16 protein-coding genes and 1 pseudogene are annotated in these 19,097 nt (G+C 62.5%); 12 read left to right on the forward strand and 5 right to left on the reverse strand.

Annotated elements, in window-relative coordinates; genetic code table 11:
• Positions 1-342 precede the first annotated feature (342 nt).
• Positions 343-786: a MaoC family dehydratase gene (locus tag K3724_RS05690; protein ID WP_259990862.1), complete on the reverse strand. Its 444-nt coding sequence runs from the start codon at positions 784-786 to the stop codon at positions 343-345.
• Between the two features lie 237 nt (positions 787-1,023).
• A complete protein-coding gene (locus tag K3724_RS05695; RefSeq protein WP_259990864.1) occupies positions 1,024-1,899 on the reverse strand; it encodes a TIGR01459 family HAD-type hydrolase in 876 nt (291 codons plus the stop codon).
• Positions 1,900-2,054: 155 nt separating this feature from the next.
• Between K3724_RS05695 and K3724_RS05700 the strand changes: the two genes are divergently transcribed.
• From K3724_RS05700 to K3724_RS05710, 3 genes and pseudogenes are all read left to right on the forward strand, one after another.
• Complete coding sequence (locus K3724_RS05700) at positions 2,055-2,870, forward strand: M48 family metalloprotease (protein ID WP_259990866.1); 816 nt, start codon at positions 2,055-2,057, stop codon at positions 2,868-2,870.
• Positions 2,871-3,089: 219 nt separating this feature from the next.
• Entirely contained in the window at positions 3,090-5,003 is a 1,914-nt protein-coding gene (locus K3724_RS05705; RefSeq protein WP_259990868.1) for a methyl-accepting chemotaxis protein, read from the forward strand.
• An 823-nt stretch (positions 5,004-5,826) separates the two neighbouring features.
• Positions 5,827-6,167: pseudogene (locus K3724_RS05710) on the forward strand (transposase); the annotation flags it as partial.
• Positions 6,168-6,605: 438 nt separating this feature from the next.
• On the opposite strand, the gene K3724_RS05715 reads toward K3724_RS05710, so the two are convergent.
• From K3724_RS05715 to K3724_RS05725, 3 genes are all read right to left on the reverse strand, one after another.
• Positions 6,606-7,526 (reverse strand): manganese-dependent inorganic pyrophosphatase, encoded by a 921-nt coding sequence (locus K3724_RS05715; RefSeq protein ID WP_259990870.1) that lies wholly within the window; start codon positions 7,524-7,526, stop codon positions 6,606-6,608.
• 104 nt (positions 7,527-7,630) lie between these two features.
• Positions 7,631-8,611, reverse strand: coding sequence for a TraB/GumN family protein (locus K3724_RS05720; RefSeq protein ID WP_259990872.1), 981 nt, complete (start codon positions 8,609-8,611; stop codon positions 7,631-7,633).
• Positions 8,612-8,652: 41 nt separating this feature from the next.
• Positions 8,653-9,660: a TraB/GumN family protein gene (locus K3724_RS05725; protein ID WP_259990874.1), complete on the reverse strand. Its 1,008-nt coding sequence runs from the start codon at positions 9,658-9,660 to the stop codon at positions 8,653-8,655.
• Positions 9,661-9,808: 148 nt separating this feature from the next.
• Here K3724_RS05725 and K3724_RS05730 point away from each other — a divergent pair, with 148 nt between their 5' ends.
• The 9 genes from K3724_RS05730 to K3724_RS05770 all read left to right on the forward strand — a co-directional run bounded on the left by K3724_RS05730 (position 9,809) and on the right by K3724_RS05770 (position 19,021).
• Positions 9,809-10,501: a DUF2161 domain-containing phosphodiesterase gene (locus K3724_RS05730; RefSeq protein ID WP_259992570.1), complete on the forward strand. Its 693-nt coding sequence runs from the start codon at positions 9,809-9,811 to the stop codon at positions 10,499-10,501.
• 157 nt (positions 10,502-10,658) lie between these two features.
• Positions 10,659-11,660, forward strand: a complete 1,002-nt coding sequence (locus K3724_RS05735) for an isopenicillin N synthase family oxygenase (protein ID WP_259990876.1) — start codon at positions 10,659-10,661, stop codon at positions 11,658-11,660.
• A gap of 185 nt (positions 11,661-11,845) precedes the next feature.
• Positions 11,846-12,133: a co-chaperone GroES gene (locus tag K3724_RS05740; RefSeq protein WP_027258120.1), complete on the forward strand. Its 288-nt coding sequence runs from the start codon at positions 11,846-11,848 to the stop codon at positions 12,131-12,133.
• A 65-nt stretch (positions 12,134-12,198) separates the two neighbouring features.
• Complete coding sequence (groL, locus tag K3724_RS05745) at positions 12,199-13,851, forward strand: chaperonin GroEL (RefSeq protein ID WP_259990879.1); 1,653 nt, start codon at positions 12,199-12,201, stop codon at positions 13,849-13,851.
• A 205-nt stretch (positions 13,852-14,056) separates the two neighbouring features.
• The gene (locus K3724_RS05750) at positions 14,057-14,644 is read left to right on the forward strand and encodes a GNAT family N-acetyltransferase (RefSeq protein WP_259990880.1); all 588 of its coding nucleotides are present in this window, start codon (positions 14,057-14,059) and stop codon (positions 14,642-14,644) included.
• 87 nt (positions 14,645-14,731) lie between these two features.
• Entirely contained in the window at positions 14,732-16,045 is a 1,314-nt protein-coding gene (locus K3724_RS05755) for an alpha/beta hydrolase (RefSeq protein WP_259990882.1), read from the forward strand.
• A 129-nt stretch (positions 16,046-16,174) separates the two neighbouring features.
• Positions 16,175-17,059 carry a DMT family transporter gene (locus K3724_RS05760; RefSeq protein WP_259990884.1) on the forward strand — a complete coding sequence of 295 codons (885 nt, stop codon included), beginning with the start codon at positions 16,175-16,177 and terminating at the stop codon, positions 17,057-17,059.
• 40 nt (positions 17,060-17,099) lie between these two features.
• Positions 17,100-17,876 carry an alpha/beta fold hydrolase gene (locus K3724_RS05765; protein ID WP_259990886.1) on the forward strand — a complete coding sequence of 259 codons (777 nt, stop codon included), beginning with the start codon at positions 17,100-17,102 and terminating at the stop codon, positions 17,874-17,876.
• Positions 17,873-19,021, forward strand: a complete 1,149-nt coding sequence (locus K3724_RS05770) for an alpha-D-ribose 1-methylphosphonate 5-triphosphate diphosphatase (protein WP_259990887.1) — start codon at positions 17,873-17,875, stop codon at positions 19,019-19,021. Before K3724_RS05765 ends, K3724_RS05770 begins: the two co-directional genes overlap by 4 nt.
• Positions 19,022-19,097: the final 76 nt, after the last annotated feature.

The raw sequence follows: 19,097 nt of genomic DNA on the forward strand, positions 1-19,097 counted from the left end.
GGCGCCTGCCCGTGGGGGGGCGCAACAACAGGCCGGTGCCTGCCGTTTTATCCCGGGAAAGCATATTCCCAGTTGCGGGGGGCTGTGCCAGACCCAAAGCGCCGGCCCGCCAGGACGGGCAGGCGCTTGCCCGGCGGCGCGCAAGGGCCAATCGGCTGCCAATGCGCTTCTTTCTGGACTGAAATACCCTGGGGGTGAGGGGCGTCCCGGAAATAATCCGGAGGATCATTTCAGACCCGAACGGGCGAAGCCCGGCCCGGCAGGCGCCGAAGGGGCAATGCCCCTTCTATTGGGGGCCCGTCTGAGCCCGCGGCGCCAGCTTGCCTGCCGCAGCTTGCGGTGTCAGTCGAATTTGCGCGACGGTGCCATCACCATGGCCTCGCCGACCAGCACCTTCTTGCCGTCGACGATGCAGCGGCACTCCAGCTTGACCCGGCGCTTGTCGATCACGATGTCGGTCACCTCGACCTCGGCCAGCACCATGTCGCCGGGGCGCACCGGGGCCAGGAATTTCAGCGACTGGCTCATGTAGATGGTGCCATGGCCGGGCAGCTGCTCGCCGATCACTGCCGAAATCAGCCCCGCGGTCAGCATCCCATGGGCAATGCGGCCCTCGAAAATGGTGTCCTGGGCGTATTCGTCATCCAGATGCACCGGATTGCGATCGGTCGAGACCTCGGCGAACTTCTCGATGTCCTCATCGGTGATGACTTTGCGCAGGTAACGCACCATCCCCATTTCGATGTCTTCAATGCAGATGGTTCCGCGCGGCAGGTTGTCCAACATCTCATCCTCCGTTCGCCTGGTCCTGATCTTCTGGCCCGATCATCTATCCTGATCGCGTGGCTTGACCGTCTGGCGATGTAATTTTTGCGCGCCGGATTGGCCGCTTGCGCAACTTTATTACTTTGCAACTGCAGAAAATCAAGACATTTCTCACATAACAAAACCCCGCCGGTTCGGGCGGGGTTTGTTCAAAACACAGGGTGCTCCGTGCCGGGCAGGGGGTTGGCGAAGGCATGTTTACCGCAAAAAACCAATGGCATAGCTGGGTGCGGACTGTTCCTGCGCCAGATAGGCCTCAAGCGCGTCCGGGGCCGGCTGGACCGATGTCTTTGTCTCTCTGGCCGCAAGCCCGCCGGTGATGAACAGGGAATCGATGCTTTCGCCCATCGCGCCGGCAATATCCGTATGCGGCCCATCGCCGATCGCCAGAATCTCGGAATCGGCAAAATCATGTCCCAGTTCGGTCAGGCGCCGCCGTGCCAGATCATAAATCGGCGGATGCGGCTTACCGAAATACAGGCTTTCGCCGCCCATTTCCGTATAAAGCCGCGCCAGCGCTCCGGCGCACCACTCCCGTTTCTCGCCGCGGTCGACCACGATATCCGGATTGGCGCAGAGCAGCTTCATGCCCATCTGCTTGGCATAGAGGAAATCCGCCCGGTTCACCTCCGGATCCGCCATAGTGTCAAACGGGCCGCAGCAGACAATGCCCTCGGCCTCGCGCAGCGGCACCCTTGTGATCTCCACCGGTTCATGGATCACATGCAGCGGCTCGAAAAACCCCGCGTCCCGCTCCCATTCGCCCATAAAATAGACCGATGTGCCGACAGCACCCGTGAACATCGCCGCCCGGGCGCTGTCACCGCTGGTCGAGATGGTGTCATAGGCATCATCCGGCACGTTGAACTGTCCCAGCTGCGCCGCCACGCCTGCGCGCGGTTTCGGCGAATTGGTCACCAGCACCACGATGCCGCCCTGCTTCCGGTAGGCTTGCAGCGCCGCAACGGCCTCGGGAAATGCGGTAATCCCGTTATGCACGCAGCCCCAAAGATCGACAAACAGCGCTTTGTAGCGGCTGGAGACTTCGGACAGGGAGGAGATGATCTGGGTCATGGCCGGGCCTTCGCGCGTGTGAATGTATGCGCCACAGCTATGGCAGAGGCCGCAGGAAATGGCCAGCGGCGCAACGGCTGGAAACAACCCGTCGTCAGCAGTTGACGGTGCAGCGGTTTTCTCAATGATACCTTTCTCAATTGAACGGAGATTACATGAAACCGATTTTTCGAACCCTGGCGGGATTGGCTTTTGCAGCCGGATTGGGCGCTTGCGGCACCACTTTTCAGCTGCCTGAACCGGGCCAGGCGCAATCCCAGGCGGCAACCCGGATGTTCGCTGACGCCCGCAGCCAAGGCCCGCGTAAAAGCCTGTCAGCCGCCGCCGCAGAACGCCGGTTCAAGCGGGTCGCGGCCCGGATCAGCCCGGTGGGCCGGAAATACTGCGAAACCCTGACCGCCGAGCGCAGCAACTTCGATTGCAACGTCAATATCGGCATTGACCGCAAGATGGAGCAGCGCAACGCCTATTTCACCTATCGCGAAGACAAGCCGGTCATCCGCATCTCGATGCCGATGCTGCGGGATTCCGCCAGCGATGACGAGGTGGCCTTTATACTCAGCCATGAATACGGCCACTTGCTGGGCCGCCATATCGAGAAACAAAAGCAGCAGGCGCTGGCCGGGGCGCTGATTCTGGGGGTGATAACAGCTGCCGCCACGGCGGACTCCGGCTATTATGATCCTTCGCTGGTCAGCACCAGCATGGATGTCGGCGCAGCGGCCGGCTCCACTGCATATTCCCAGACCTATGAATTGGAGAGCGATACGCTGGGCACAAGAATTGCCCATGCATCCGGCTATGACCCGGTTGAGGGCGCCAGATTCTTTGCCCGGCCAGAAGCCGCGCGCACCGAAGCGGGCAGGCTGTCCTTCTGGGGCACGCATCCGCCTGATGCCAAGCGTCTGGCAACGGTTCTGGCCACGATGGAGCAGATCGACGCCAAAGTCGAACTTCAAAAAGTGCAGTAAATCCCGTAACCTAAGGTCATTTTGAGCGCCTGCCGCCAGGGGCGGCCTGCGGGGTGGTGCCTTTTCGTTCCGCCCCGCACCGGCGCCGCCGCATCTGCTGCGCAAGGGTCCCGGATCCATTTTGGTGCCACCCGTTGGGCTCGCGCTGCTGAGTGTCCAAGGCTTTTTTAACGACTCTCTCATAGGGTGAATGGAAAGCAACTCAATGGTGTGTTAGCGATGTTCCGTAATCTTCCGATAAAAACACGGCTGGTCATTTCCGGTGTGGTTTCCACTGTTTCCGTCCTGGTGCTTGCGGCGATGTCCGTCTACAGCCTGTGGCAAAGCGAGCTTGAACTGGAACGGCAAATCAATGCCACGGCGGTCATCCGCCATGAGCTGATGGCCGACAAAATGCACGATGCGATTGAGGCCGGCGCGGTCCACGCCCTGCTGGTGGGACCGGACGGGCCAGCCGCCAAGAAGGAGCATTTTCAGGCCAAGCTTGCCCGCGATATCCAGAGCCTCCGGGATGCGGTTGCGGCCTTGCAAAAGGTCGAAATGTCCGATGCAATCCGTCAGCAAGTGGCAGAGCTTGCTCCGGCGGCAGAGACTTTCATTCAGGCGGCCAAAGCCGTTGAAGAGCTGGCCTATACGGATGCTGCCGCCGCCGCGGCGGCGCTGCCCAAGCTGCAAGAGCAATATGAGGCTCTCAACCAGTTGCTGGCGCCTCTGGGTAAAGAGATAAAAGCGTTTGCCGAGCAGACTGCGCAGCAGGCGCGGGCACATGACATGCAGCTGCTGTATATGCTGATCGGGTTCTCAGTGGCGGCACTGCTGGTGATTGCTCGCAACGCGCGGCAAGTCACCCTGACGATTGTGCGCCCGATTGCCCGGCTGCGCGGGGCTCTGCGGGAAGTGGCCGAGGGCGATCTGGGGCTTAAGGTTGCTGACCGGATGCGCGCCGATGACTTCGGCGAAATTGCCAAGGACATCGATGCGGTGTCGGGCCGGGTTATTTCCGCTCTGGACGAGCAGAACGCCCTGCGCGAAGAAAGCGAAAAGGTCATCGACCGGTTGCGCAGCGGTCTTAAACGGTTGTCCGAGGGCGATCTCAGCGACCGGATTTCTGAACAGTTCAGCGCCGATTACGATCCGCTGCGGGTGAACTTTAATGAAACCGTCGACAAGCTGAATGAGCTGATGGCCGACGTGGTCCGAGCGGGCGCGCGCATTCAGCGGCAGTCCAATGAAATCCAGACCGCCTCTGAGGATCTGTCGGGCCGCACTGAAAGCCAGGCTGCCACACTGGAAGAAACCGCAGCAGCGCTGGAAGAAATGACCGCGAGTGTCAATTCATCGGCGCGCAACGCGCAGGAGGTGCAATCCGCGGTGGAAACCGCGCGTGCGGATGTCGAACACAGCGGCCGTGTGGTCGAAGGTGCAATTGCCGCTATGAACGAGATTGAAAACTCGTCCATCCAGATCTCGCAGATCATCGGCGTGATTGACGACATTGCCTTCCAGACCAACCTGCTGGCGCTGAACGCCGGGGTTGAGGCCGCGCGGGCAGGCGAGGTCGGGCGCGGCTTTGCGGTGGTTGCCTCCGAAGTGCGGGCGCTGGCGCAGCGGTCCTCGGACGCGGCCAATGAAATCAAGACGCTGATCGGCGCCAGCACGGCGCATGTGAAGGACGGGGTGCAAAAGGTGGACGGCGCGGGCAAGGCGCTGACGACCGTCGTCAGCCAGGTGACCAATATTGCCGATCTGGTGTCTGGTATCTCCAGCGAGTCCGCCGAACAGGCGCAGGGGCTGAACGAGATCAACATCGGCGTTTCCCAGCTGGATTCGGTGACGCAGCAGAATGCCTCCATGGTTGAGGAATCCGGATCCGCGATCCGCGCCATGAACAATGAGACTGTGGGGCTGAATCAGGTGGTCGGCCAGTTTGTCCTGCGCGACGGCCCGCCGGCGGCGCAACCGGCTCGCCCGGCGGATCAGCCTGCTGCCGCGGGACGGGCGCCAGCGGATCCGCCGCAGCCGGTGCCGGAAGCCAATGACACCGGCATTGACGGTGCGCGCTGGGAGGACTTTAACGATGGCAGCGAGGCTTGGCCCCCGGCCGGGGACGCGCCTCAGGCGCAATCTGCCTGACCCCGGTCCAGGCTCCGCCGGGGCCGCTGCCTTTGGGCCGCCGGCGCCATATATTGAGTGCCCGCCCGCCAGGGCCGGAGTTACAGCGGGACCGAAGTTGCGCAAAGGTTGGGCCGCTGTTTAAGGACAGGCCGCTGTTTCCGGCAGGTGCGCAGGTAAAGGAGTGAGTGGTGGCAGCGCCGTTTCGACGGGGCACCGCAGCCGGAGAGGGTCCTGCCGCAATGAAAAAAAGGCGCCCTGCGGGCCAGCCCCTGACGGAAAATGTTGATCCCGCTATTTCGATGGCGGGATCATTTTTCATTCTATTCCGTGAACCAGTTTCCTGAGCCTGCACAATAGAAGGATGTGATGAATCGGTTTGATGCGGTTCTTGAAGATTGGCCGGCAAATGGGGAAGTCCCTCCATACGAAGGGTTCTTCCCTTATCTGTGTTTTCAGCTATGGGGGCTTTCGGAGAAAGGTCATGCTAGAGCTCAGGGAGCTGAGTATATGTTTCTCTGTGAGAGCGTTTGCTTCCACCGGGACGAGAAAGTCCTCCAAGTCGAAGTAAAAGGGAAATCGGTCCCTGCTTATGAAACTGGGCGACGAATACTCTTTTTCCGGTTTGACGACATCGCTTGGATCGAGGTTCGGAACTACAAAAACCTTCCCAAGAAACGCTGATACAGGCTTACAAAAAGTCCCTTTCATAGATGCGCCCGCGAGTAAGCCCGAGCTTCATCGCGGGTGTTTCTTTTGAACCGTATCCAACCGGGGTCATCCCCCCGATCTTAAGGGGATGCGGAAGTAGAATTTTCTCGGCAGGGTGAACGAGGAGATTCCGATTAAGAAGACACGATTCACAGAAGCCCAGATCTTGGGTGTGCTGCACCAAATGGAGGGCGGTGTGCCTGCCACCGAGCTGTGCCGCGAGCACGGGAGTGAGGCGGAAACGGAATTGATCCACTGGATCAATTCCCCGCCGAACCGGCGCCACGCTGTACAAGTGACGGGCGAAGTATGGCGGCATGGACGCCAGTCTCATCAGTGAGAGCGAGCTAATGTCCGCCATTGGTCCGAGGGCAATGGCGAGCGACGCTGTCCGAGGAGAACCGGCGGCTGAAGCGCATGCACGCTGACGTCAGCATGCAGAACGACCTGCTGAAGGAGGCGCTCGGAAAAAAATGATCCGGCCACCCTCATTGAACGGGCCGGGAACCGGGGCATTGCCTTGGCATATATCCAGCCCGGAAAACTCACTGCGGCGACTGCCGACCACTGCGCCGCGAATTTCTCCGGGCGGTGCCGCTGGGCTACCCAAAGGCCGCTTGTATGGATCTGGAGAAAGTTCCAGCCCTGAGCACTGCGGGTTCCGGCAGAAATTGACATCAACACCCTCGAAGGGGAGAGGCAGCCGGCGCTCAAGGCCGAGGTCTCTCGAAGATATCTTCGAGAGGTCGTTCATGTGGAAACCCTCCAAAATCTCCCCCAAGGAGACGTTCAAGAGAGTTTCTAAGAGGTAGGTTGGCCATTTTGTGGCCAACCGAGGTCTTTATTTCAACATTTACCGTCAGGGGCTGGGCCCTGCGGGGCGCCTTTTACGGTCCGGGCCGGCAGCGGCGCTTAGACTTTCAGGTTCGGGATGATCTGCTTTTTGCGCGACATGATGCCTGGCAGCACCACGGTGTCGCCTGCCGCATCGGCGCCAAAGCTTTTGGCGGCCACGGTCTTCACCAGATCGTTCGGCACCAGGAGGGTGGCTTCCTCGTTCAGGATGTCCACGACGAACAGCAGCACCTGGTCAACACCGTCCTCTGCCGCAACGGAGGTCATGGTTTCCATCAGCGAGGCCTTGCGGTCCAGCACCACGCCCGGCGCGGTGGTTTCCAGCACGGAGACGCGGAATTTGGTGCCCTCGACGGCGTATTCCTTGGAGTCCATGCGGAGCAGTTCCGCGTCCGAGAAAGAAGAGACGTCGGATTTGGCGGCAAACATCTCAGCCGCGTAACCGGCGATATCGATGCCCAGGTCAGCGGCCAGTTTTTCAGCCACGGCCTTGTCATGCGCGGTGGTGGTCGGCGAGCGGAATTCCAGCGTGTCGGACAGGATGCAGGTCAGCGCAGCACCCTTGATCGCGTCCGGCATCTTGGCGGCGTCATCGCCCATCAGGTCGTGCATGATGGTGGCGGTGCAGGCCAGCGGACGGATGGTGATGTCGATCGGGCCTTTGGTTTCCAGGCCGCCGACCAGCTTGTGGTGGTCGATGATCGCTTGCACATCGGCGCCGTTGATATTGGCAGGCAGCTCGGCGGGGTTGTTGGTGTCAACAATGACCACAGCCGCGTCATCGGCCACGTCGGCGATGATCGCGGGCTTCTCGAAACCCCAGCGCTGCAGCATGAAGGCCGCTTCGGTGTTCGGTTCGCCCAGCAGTTTGGGCTCGGCTGCGGCACCCTTTACCTCGTTCAGATACCAGGCCCAGATGATCGGGGAACCGGTGGAATCGGTGTCGGGGGATTTATGGCCGAAAACTTGGATGGTCATGGGGCAGTCCTGTTCACTCAAGAGGTCCGAAGGGAGATTTGCGCGCCTTATAGGGCTGGCGCGCAGGCTTGTCACCCCGCAGCCGCTGCAATGCGGCGTTGTGCCTAGAACGGGGCGCGTTCCAGCCTGTAGCCCTCTTGCCGCAGAAGGTTCAGCAGGCCGGCCCTGCCTGGCAGATGCAAGGCGCCGGCGGCCACCACGATGCGGTCGCCCCTGGCCGCTTCGATCACCGGGATCCAGTTGCGGTTGCGCTGGTCGAGCAGCCCGTCCATCGCCTCTGCCCACAGGGTTTCGCGCTCTGCCCTGGTCAGGGCGCCGCTTTGCAGGAAGTCCCATTCGCTCAGGAAAAGCGCGCTCAGCGCTTGCTGGTCGAAATAGGCCTCAACCGTGGTGATGAAACTGTCCTGGCCGCCGCCCATCATGGCGGTAAAGGCGCGCAGCTGACGGACCTGCTCTTCCAGCGGATCGGCGTCCATCATCCGGATAACGCTCATCGGATCTTCGAGCGACTGCAGGGCAACACCGGCGTCTTCGGCCAGCTTGCTGAGCCGTACATCAAGGCCCCGTTTGATGTCCTTGTCCTGGCGCAGGCAGGGCGGGAATGACATTGCCATCGCCAGGAACCAGGGCCGCATCTTGGCTGCCATCCAGGGGGCCATGCCATGGCTGCGGACCTTGGCGGCCAGGGCCTCCCACTCATCGGCGGGCAGGCGGTCGATCAGGCTGGGGCCGTCGGTGATCAGCATCAGCGAGGGCGTGCGGCCCAGTTCGGCCTCGAACGCCGTCTTGTCGGCGGGGCTGGCCTCCATCAGCAGAAGGTCTGCCTGGCGTACCAAGGGGGCCAGCCGGGCGGTGATGGCCTCCATCCGCGGATCGTTGATGTGCAGGGTGCCGATCACATGCAGCGTGCGGGTGCCGCGCCGGGCGATCCAGTGGTTGCCTTCGGCAAAGGGCACAGCGGCGGTGCGCGCCTCGATGCGGGCGCGGTCCGGTGCGGCGAGGGCGGTGCGCAGGTCGGTGCCGGTGCAGGCCGCCCACAATGAGGCGGGCAGCAAGAGGAATAACAGGCAAAGGAAAAGCTGCATAACGGGAGGGTCCTGAGATCTGAGTGCGGGCGGGAGCCGCCTTACCACGGCGCCGGAGCGAGGCTGAAGCCCTTGGCTTTCAGCAGGTTCAGAACACCGTTTTTGCCGGGCAGATGGGCAGCCCCGACGGCGACGGCAATCCGGTCCTGCCGGGCGGCCAGGATCGGTTTCATCCAGCGCTGGTTGCGCTGATCCAGCAGGCGGCGGTTGTACTGCCGCCATAGCCGCGCGGTTTCGGCGCCGGAGAAGCTGCTGTACTGGGCGCTGATCCAGGGGGCGAGGACAAAGGAAGTCCAGACACTTTGGTCGAAATAGGCTTCAACCGGAGTGGCATCCTCGGGCTTGCCGGATTGCACCAGTTCCAGTTCCAGCGCCAGCATCCGGGCCTGATCGCTGAGCGGCAGGCTGGCAATTGCTGCCAGCGCCTGTTCCGGGGTTTCCAGCGCCCCCAGCGGGATCCGTTTGCGCCGGGCGAAATCGGATATCCGGTCATCCAGCCCGCGCCGCAGGCCAAAGCCGTAGGGGCGGCAGCCGCTTTGCACCACAAACATAGAAATCGCCCAGGGCTGCATCCGGTTCATGGTTTCCGGATTGACGCCGGTCACCTGGGCCGTCAGCTGGAACCGCTCCCAGGCGTCGCGGGGCAGCAGGTGCCGCAATTCCTGGCCTTTAGGCAGCAGGAAACTGCGGGCCAGCTCATCAGGCATCCGGTCCAAGCGTTCCAGATCGGAGTCGGAGGTTTCCAGATAAATGGCGCCTGCCTGCGCCAGCACCGGGCGCAGGGTGCGCATCACCTTGGCCATGCGGGCATCGCCGCCATGCATGGTGCCGATCACATGTATGGTGCGGTTCCCCTTGGTGGCGACCCAGTGGTTGCCGCGCGAATACGGGGTGGCGGCCATCTCGCGCTCCAGCCGTGCCTCGGTGGCGGCGGGCAGATGGTCGCGGTAGTCGATGCCGCGGCAGGCGGCCATGGCGGCAGGGGCCTGCAGGGCCAGGCCAAGTACCAGCCCAACTGCCAGGGCGCGTGCAAGTGCTATCGGTTTCATTCTAAGCCCTCTCACCGGTTCCGGAACAGCAGCCTGGATGTATGACCCTAGGGTGCGGCGCCGGGGGCGGCAATGCAAAACCCTGCGTCTGGGCCTCAAATCCATGCCGCGGATTGCCATCGGCGGCGCGACCTGCCAGTCATGGGCGATGGAACGCGAGGATCAGCTGTATGCGCCGGTAAAGGCGCTGCTGGAAGGGCAGGGCTATGAGGTGAAGGGTGAGGTGGGCGCCGCCGATGTGGTGGGTGTCCGCGGCGCGGAGCCAATGGTGATTGTCGAACTGAAGCTGAAGTTTTCGCTGTCGCTGTTTCACCAGGCGGTGGCCCGGCTGGCGGTCACCGACCTTGTCTATATCGCGGTGCTGCGGCCCGGAGGGCGGCAGGCGCGGCGGATGATGAAGGACAATCTGGCGCTGTGCCGGCGGCTGGGACTGGGGCTGATCACGGTGCTGGCGGACGGTCGGGCCGAGGTGCATTGCGACCCCGGCCCTTATGCCCCGCGAAAGTCGAAGAAGAAGCAGGCGCGGTTGCTGCGCGAGTTTCAGACATTGCGCGGCGATCCCAATGCGGGCGGCGCCACCCGGCATGGCATTGTTACGGCCTACCGCCAGGATGCGCTCGCCTGTGCGGCGCATCTGGCCGATGCGGGCGCCTGCAAGGGGGCCGTTGTTGCCAAAGCCACCGGTGTTGCGCGCGCGACGCAATTGATGGCCAGCAACCATTACGGCTGGTTCGAGCGGGTGGCGACCGGCATCTATCAGCTGACGGATGCGGGCCGTGCGGGACTGGTGCATTGGGCCGGCAGCTGGGAGGATGAGGCGCCGAAAGAGTCATCAAGGTGAATTCTATCCTCGCATCTAAGCCTAATACCGCCTTTATTGCATCGCTTGTTACGCGGTTCAGATGAATTGAGGTCAACTCAGTTGTGATTTTTCCCTGTTGAGCCTGCGCGCCTCTAGGCCGATGACAGGCCTAGCTTTGCATGAGGGGGAGACAGCAATGGCACATCAGGACATCGACCGGCTGCAGGATCGGCTGCGGGCGCAGCGGCAATCCTTCGACAAGATCCCGGTAATCGACATCAGCGCGCTGAACAGCGGCGGCAGCCTGTTCGAGGTGGCCAAGGAAATCCGCTGGGCGCTGACCAATGCAGGATTTTTTTACGTCAGGAACCACGGGGTACCCGAGGCAGTGGTGAACGGCGCCTTTGATGAGACACGGGCGTTCTTTGATCTGCCGCTGGCGGACAAAATGGACCTGCATATCTCCAAATCCGGGCTGGCGTTGCGCGGTTACATCGAGATCTTCGGCGAAAACACCGACCCCAAGAAGACCAAGGATCTGAAGGAATGCTTTGACATCGGGCCGGAATGCCCCGGCGGTACCGCGCCGTTTTTCGGCGCCAACCTGTGGCCGGCGGCGCGGCCTGCATTCGAACGGGCGGTCTATGGCTATCATCAGGAGATGAAAGGCCTGGCAGAGCGGCTGATGCAGGCAATTGCGGTCAGCCTGGATCTGAAGGCGGATTTCTTTGCCCCGAAGATGCAGGACCCGATCACCATCCAGCGGCTGCTGCATTACCCGCCGCAAGAGGGGCAGATTGATGAGAGCGTGATGGGCATCGGCGCCCATACAGACTACGGCAGCCTGACAATTCTGGCGCAGGATGACGTGGGCGGGTTGCAGGTGATGAACCGTGAAGGGGATTGGGTCGAAGGTCCGCCGATTGCCGGGACTTTTGTGATCAACATCGGCGATCTGATCCAGCGGCTGACCAATGATCTGTATCTTGCGAACCTGCACCGGGTGGTGAATGCCTCGGGGCGCGAGCGCTATTCGATCCCGTTCTTCATTGATGCGGATGCAGATGCCGTGATCCAGCCGCTGGACAGCTGCGTCAGCGCGGAAAACCCGGCACGGTATCAGCCGGTGACCTGCGGCGCGCATAAGTTCAGCCGCTTCAAGGACAGCTTTGCGCATTTGAAAGACAAGGCGGCGTAAGCGGAATTTCCGAAGACAGCAGAGGGCGCGCCGGCGCCCTCATTTTTTTGCCGATTCCGTGTTGACAAGGGAGGGGGGCATTCCTAGCTTTCCCTCGTTAGCACTCAGCAGATGTGAGTGATAACTGCCCTGCCAGGGAGCGGGGCAAAGGATAACAACCTTTGAGCCTTTAAGGAGCTGCAAAGATGGCATTGAAACCGCTTCATGACCGCGTACTGGTGCGTCGCACCGAAAGCGAAGAAAAAACCGCGGGCGGTCTGATCATCCCCGAAAGCGCAAAAGAAAAGCCGAGCGAAGGCCAAGTCGTCTCGACCGGCGAAGGCGCGCGCAAGGACAGCGGCGAGCTGATTGCGATGGCTGTTTCGGCTGGCGACAAGATCCTGTTCGGCAAGTGGTCCGGCACCGAGGTCACCGTCGACGGCGAAGAGCTGCTGATGATGAAAGAAAGCGACATCATGGGGATCATCGAGTAAGCCGCCCGGCTTCTCTGACCCCCCTATTATCGCTGCCAAACAGAAATTCTCGAGGAGAATGAAATATGTCTGCTAAGGACGTCAAATTCGCAACCGACGCACGCAACCGCATGCTGAACGGTGTCAACATTCTGGCTGACGCCGTGAAAGTGACCCTGGGCCCCAAAGGCCGCAACGTGGTTCTGGACAAATCCTTTGGCGCGCCGCGCATCACCAAAGACGGTGTGTCGGTTGCCAAGGAAATCGAACTTGAAGACAAGTTCGAGAACATGGGCGCCCAGATGGTGAAGGAAGTTGCTTCCCGCACCAACGACGAAGCCGGCGACGGCACCACCACCGCCACCGTGCTGGCCCAGGCCATCGTCAAAGAAGGCCTGAAGCAGGTTGCAGCGGGCCTGAACCCGATGGACCTGAAACGCGGCATCGACCTGGCGACCTCGACCGTTGTTGCCGGCATCAAAGAGATGGCCCGCGAAGTCAAAGACTCCGCTGAAGTCGCACAGGTCGGCACCATCTCCGCCAATGGCGAAGCTGAAATCGGCCAGCAGATTGCTGACGCGATGCAGAAAGTCGGCAACGAAGGCGTGATCACCGTCGAAGAAAACAAGGGTCTGGAAACCGAGACCACTGTTGTCGAAGGCATGCAGTTCGACCGCGGCTACCTGTCGCCCTATTTCGTGACCAACGCCGACAAGATGATTGCAGATCTCGAAGACTGCATGATCCTGCTGCACGAAAAGAAACTGTCCTCGCTGCAGGCTATGGTGCCGCTGCTGGAGCAGGTGATCCAGTCGCAGAAGCCGCTGCTGATCATTGCAGAAGACGTCGAAGGCGAAGCGCTGGCAACCCTGGTTGTCAACAAGCTGCGCGGCGGCCTGAAAATTGCTGCTGTCAAGGCACCGGGCTTCGGCGACCGCCGCAAGGCCATGCTGCAGGACATCGCAATCCTGACCGGCGGCCAGGTGATCTCCGAAGATCTGGGCATGAAGCTTGAGTCCGTGACCATGGACATGCTGGGTTCGGCCAAGAAGATCGAAATCACCAAAGACGAAACCACCATCGTCGACGGTGCAGGCCAGAAAGCCGAGATCGAAGCCCGTGTTGGCCAGATCCGCGCGCAGATCGAAGAAACCACATCTGACTACGACCGTGAAAAGCTGCAGGAACGTGTTGCCAAACTGGCAGGCGGTGTTGCCGTGATCCGCGTCGGCGGCATGACCGAAGTTGAAGTGAAAGAGCGCAAAGACCGTGTGGACGATGCTCTGAACGCAACCCGCGCAGCTGTGCAGGAAGGCGTGATCGTCGGCGGCGGTGTTGCTCTGGTTCAGGCCGGTAAGGCGCTGGAAGGCCTGGAAGGTGCAAACGCTGACCAGAACGCCGGTATCGTGATCGTGCGCAAGGCCATCGAAGCGCCGCTGCGCCAGATCGCTGAAAACGCCGGTGTTGACGGTGCTGTTGTGGCCGGCAAGGTCCGCGAAAGCTCCGACAAGAACTTTGGCTTCAACGCTCAGACCGAAGAATACGGCGACATGTTCGCCTTTGGTGTGATCGATCCGGCCAAAGTGGCGCGTACCGCTCTGGAAGACGCAGCCTCGGTTGCCGGTCTGCTGATCACCACCGAAGCCATGGTTGCCGACAAGCCCGCCAAAGAAGGCGCAGGCGCCGGCGGCGGCATGCCTGACATGGGCGGCATGGGCGGCATGGGCGGCATGATGTAATCACAAATCCCTTGGGATTTGTGATGGGCGACAGGCGATTGGCTATTAAGGCCAATCTGCCGAGAGCCCACCGCTGATGACTGCAAAGATTTGGGGGCTGCCTGTCAAGGCGGCCCCTTTTCGTTTCTGGCGAGGCAGAAGGCCCGCCTTGCGGGCCTGCCTGCGGCGCGAGTATTTGTGCAAAGGTGAATGCGGGAGGATTGGAATGGTTGTCGGGCCGGATACGTTGAACGAGGTGAAGGAAGAGCATTTTGATGAGGTCGAGGCGGTTTTGCTGACCGCCTTTCCCACTGATGCCGAAGCGCGGCTGGTGCGGCAGCTACGGGCGGACGGGGACATGCTGTTTGAGTTCCGCAAGTCCTGGGATGGCAAGATTGGCGGCTACTATGCTTTGAGCCGGATGCAGGCGCCGGAGGGCTGGGCCTGTCTGGCACCGATGGCTGTACGGCCGGAATGGCAGGGCGGCAAGCTGGCCGAGAACAATCCGAATATGGAAGTTGGGGGGACTGAGGACCAACTGTACCGCGGTCCGTGGCGGTTCGGCACCCGGATGCTGCAGGAGCTGGCGCAATGCTATGAGATGCCGACGGAGGCAATTGATGGAAAACTCCCTGAGACCATCGTGGTGCTGGGCAAGCCCTCCTTCTATGGGCGTTATGGCTTCAGCCTGCAGCGGGCGCAAAAGCTCAGCAGCCCCTATCCGCTGGAATACACCCTGATCCTGCGGCGGGGCGATGATGTGCCGGTGGCGGAGCTGATCTATCCGCAGGCGTTCCCGGGCGGCTCCGGTTGACACGATATTTTCATTGGCCGGACATATGTTTGCGGGCTAGCCTTCAGAATTGCTGAAGTGGAGCGCGCAACAGGGAGGGACCGGCGGATGGCGATACTGTCAGAGCGTATAGTGGTCCGGCTCTTACTGGCGCTGCTGATTGCGGGCTGCGGGGTGTCGCCGGTGGACCGGCTGGCCAAGCCGCCGAACCTTTACTCAACAGGGCGCAATTACCAGGCGGAGCGGGTTCCAGAGGCGCAGCGCACGGTCGTGCCCAGGCTGCTTTATGTCACCAACCGGTCGCAGCGGTTGAATGGCGACGGGTCGGTGACCTATCTGGCAGAGCGGTCGGATTCCATGGCGTTCGGCACCGCAGAGGTGCAGTTCACACGGGTCGATGACTGGCCGGAATTGGTGGCGCTGACCCATGCAAATACAAGCGGGCGGCTGCCGCGGCTGAAAGTGGCGGGGTTCCGCGACGGGATCCGGTTTTCCAAGACGCCGCTGCCGGCCGAGCGGCGCGGCGGCAGGGTGGTGACCGAGACACAGGCGGAAAGAGATTATGCCGCCTATGCTGCAGAATTCCGCAAGGCGGTGGCGGCTGAGGTCCGGCGCGCGGGTAGCGGGCGCATTCTGCTGTTTGTGCACGGGTTCAACAATGATTTTGATGAGGCGCTGACCACCCTGGCCAATATCTGGCATTACTCCGGGCGGCGTTCGGTGCCGATGGCGTTTTCCTGGCCTGCGGGCAGTTCCGGCCTGTTCAAGTATTTCCGCGACCGGGAGGCGGGGGATTTTTCGGTTTTTCATCTGAAGGAAACGCTGGATTTGCTGGCCTCGGTTCCGGAGGTGGAGGATATCGACATCGTTGCCCATTCCCGCGGTTCGGATGTGGCGGCCACGGCGCTGCGGGAGCTGGTGATCCGCGAGCGCGGGCGGGGCGTGCGCCCCAAGATCACGCTGAAGACCGGCACGCTGGTGCTGGCGGCGCCGGATCTGGATGTGGGCATTGTGCGGCAGCGGCTGATGAGCGAACGGGTCTTTGCGGCCTTTGAGCAGGTCAATGTGTATATCAATCCGGATGATCAGGCGCTGGCCATTGCCTCGATCCTGACCCGGGAGGCGCGGTTCGGGCGGCTGGATGCGTCGGATTTCGCCCCCGGTGAACTGGCCGCGCTGAAGAAGGTGGGGCTGGTGCATTTCATCCGGGTGGAAGGGGCAGGCGGATCGGGCCATTCCTATTTCCGCGACAATCCCGGCGCGATGTCGGACATTGCGCTGGCGCTGCGCACGCGGGCGTTTCCGGGCGGCACGCTGCGGCCGCTGGAGCTGGATCACGACAATATCTGGACCCTGCATCCGGATTACCCGCTGGAGCGGTTGCCGGATTTGGATTTGGACTTTGTTCAGGACCGCCGCTGAAGACCCGCAGGGCGGGCCTGCCTCCGGCGGGAGTATTTTTGGCCAGAAAGAAGCGTGTCTGCCGCCGGGCTGCTGCTGACACGGAAAAATCACTGGCCCGGCAGGCGGCTCCATTGTAGCTGGCATCTTATGCGATTGTTTCTGCTTGTCTCTCTCACCATGCTGGCCTTTGCCGCAAATTCGATCCTGGGCCGGGCCGCAGTTGGCGGCGGCTATATGGATGCCACGGGTTTCGGCCTGTGGCGGCTGGTGTCCGGGGCGCTGATCCTGGCGGCTTTGTGCCGGATCCGGCGGCTGGAGACCTGGAGCCGGGAGCGCATCCTGCGTCCTTCCAGCCTGTGGGGCGGAGCGGCGCTGACGCTGTATATGGCGGGATTCACCTTGGCGTATCAGGATCTTGATGCAGGACTGGGGGCGCTGGTGCTGTTCGGGGTGGTGCAGATGTCCATGTTCCTGTGGGGGGCTGTGCGCGGCAGCCGGCCGGGGCCGGCCCAGACCGCCGGGGCGGTGGCGGCCTTTTTCGGGCTGGCCTATGTGGTTTGGCCTGCGGATGGCGCCGGAGTGCCGTTAACCGCATCTTTGCTGATGGCCGCGAGCGGGCTGGGCTGGGGCATCTACAGTCTGTTGGGGCGCGGTGCGCAGGCGCCGCTGGTGTCCACGGCGGTGAATTTCGCCTGGTCCAGCGTGATGATGCTGCCGGTTCTGCTGTTGGCGGGCGGCGGCACGGTGGTGAGCCTGTACGGGGTGTTTTTGGCAATTTTGTCCGGCGCGGTGACCTCGGGGCTTGGATATGCGCTGTGGTACCGGGTGCTGCCGCAATTGCTGCCCGCGGTGGCGGCCACCGTGCAGCTGAGCGTGCCGGTGATTGCAATCCTTGCGGGGGCGGTGCTGCTGGGCGAGAGTGTCGGGCTGCGGCTGGTGTTCGGCTCGGTTGCGGTGCTGGGGGGGATTGCGCTGGTGGTGCGGGGCGGGCCGGGGCAGGCCGCGCGGCAGGAGCCGGGCAAGGCCGGCTGAGGGGCTTTCACCACCTGCCGTTTGCGCTTATCTGGTCTCTATGCGTATTTCGATGAAATCCCTGATAGCCGCTGCTGCGGCGCTGCTGCCGCTGCCCGCTGCGGCTGATTGTGTGATCCTGCTGCACGGGCTGGCCCGCAGCGAGACGTCGTTTGTGGTGCTCGGGGAGGTCTTGCAGTCGCGCGGCTACAGCGTTGTGCGGCCCGGCTATGCCTCCACCGAGGAGACCATTCAGGTACTGGCGGAGGAGGCCTTGCCACAGGCCTTTGCTGCCTGCGGCGAAGAGACAGCCCATGTGGTGACCCACTCGATGGGTGGTATCCTGCTGCGCTACTGGCTGCAGGGCAACCATCCGCAGAACTTGGGCCGGGTGGTGATGATGGGCCCGCCGAACCAGGGCAGCGAACTGGTGGATGAGCTGGGCGATTGGGAGGTTTTCGGCCTGTTGAACGGCCCTGCGGGCCTGCAGCTGGGAACCGGGGCGGAGAGCTTGCCGAAACAACTGCCGCCGGTTGATTTTCAACTGGGGGTGATTGCGGGCAGCGAGACGCTGAACCCGCTGTTCTCCGCCCTTATACCGGGGGCGGATGACGGCAAGGTCTCGGTCGCAAGCACCAAGGCGGATGGCATGGCGGCGCATCTGACGCTGCCGGTCACCCACACCTATATGATGAACAGCCCGCAGGTGATGGCGCAGACGCTGCATTTCCTGGAGGAAGGGCGGTTTGAGCCGTCGCTGACCTGGCTGGCGGCGGTGGAAGAGATCATCGCTGAGGCTTGCCAGCTGAATGGCGGTTGCGCAGAGGCAGAGAAATGACATTGGAACTGACGCTGCTAGGCGGTGATGTGCTGCGCCCCGGCGGGTTGGAGCACGGCGGCGAAATTGCCATCGCAGGCGGCCTGGTATCGGAGACAGCGGCAGGGCGCGTTGCGGACCTGACAGGCTATCTGGTGCTGCCGGGGATCGTGGATCTGCACGGCGACGGGTTTGAGCGCCATTTGGCGCCGCGCCGGGGCGCGATGAAGCAGATGGCCGAAGGTGTCGTCGCGGCGGAGGCGGAGCTGGCCGCCAATGGTATCACCACCGCTGTGATGGCGCAGTTCTATTCCTGGGAAGGCGGCCTGCGCGGCCCGGAGTTTGCCGGTCAGGTGTTTGAGGGTATCAAGGATGTGCGCGGTTCGCTGGTCACGGACCTGCTGCCGCAGCTGCGGTTTGAGATCCACATGCTGGAGGACCACGCCGGGCTCGCCGCAAAAGTGGCGGACTGGCAGGTGCCTTATGTGGTGTTTAACGACCACCTGCCGCATGACCGGCTGGCACAGGGCAGGAAGCCGCCGCGCCTCACCGGCCAGGCGCTGAAGGCGGGGCGCAATCCGGAGGTTCACTGGCAGATGCTGAAGGACATGCACGCGCGCCGGGATGAGGTGCCGGGCAGGCTGGATGCGCTGTGCCGTGAACTGGCGGCGCTGGACGTGCGCCTTGGCAGCCATGACGACCAGACCTCTGAGGACCGCGCTGTCTGGCGCGGCCGCGGCGCCCGGATTGCCGAGTTTCCGGAAACGCTTGAGGCGGCAGAGGCCGCGCGGGCGGCAGGTGATCCCGTCATTCTCGGCTCGCCCAATGTGGTGCGCGGCGGCTCGCATAAGGGCAATGCCTCCGCCGTTGAGCTGATCGCCATGGGGCTGTGCGATGCGCTGGCGTCGGATTATCACTACCCCAGCCCGCGCCGCGCGGCGCTGATGCTGGAACGCTCTGGCCTGATGGATTTAGCCAGCGCCTGGCGGCTGGTCTCGGACGGGCCTGCGCAGGTGCTGGGACTGACCGACCGCGGGCGGTTGGAGACGGGCAAGAGGGCTGACATTGTGGTGCTGAACAAGGAAACCCAGCGGGTGGCGGCGACGCTGTCGGGCGGACGGGTCAGCTATATGTCGGGGGATGTTGCCACCCGCTTCCTGGCCTGAGGGGGAGCGCCGCGCATCAGGCCGGATGGCCCTCTTTGCGGCGCGTGAAACCGGCGGGGCCGCTTTCACTGCCCTG

Source organism: Leisingera sp. M658 (genome assembly GCF_025144145.1).
Classification (GTDB): Bacteria; Pseudomonadota; Alphaproteobacteria; order Rhodobacterales; family Rhodobacteraceae; genus Leisingera.